The organism is Streptococcus humanilactis (assembly GCF_019448275.1).
Taxonomy (GTDB): domain Bacteria; phylum Bacillota; class Bacilli; order Lactobacillales; family Streptococcaceae; genus Streptococcus; species Streptococcus humanilactis.
In genome coordinates, this window is record NZ_JAHXBZ010000064.1 from 1 (window position 1) to 208 (window position 208).

Consider the following 208-nt stretch of genomic DNA (forward strand, 5'->3'; position numbering starts at 1 on the left):
ACTTCGAACCAGTGAAACCAACCGAAAAAGTTCCAGTGAAAGACAAAGCGCACTTAACTCCAGAAGAGAAACAACAAGTGGCAGACAAAGTCAAAGCGAAGAACCCAGGTAAGAAAGTCACTGTAGGCGAAGACGGAACAGTGACGGTGACAGATCCAACAACAGGCATCAGTCATACAATTCCAGGAAGCGATTTAGTGAACCAAGA

General features: G+C 45.2%; 1 pseudogene. It reads left to right on the forward strand.

What is annotated here, in order from left to right:
- Window positions 1–11 precede the first annotated feature (11 nt).
- Window positions 12–208: pseudogene (locus KV696_RS10515) on the forward strand (SIALI-17 repeat-containing surface protein); the annotation flags it as partial.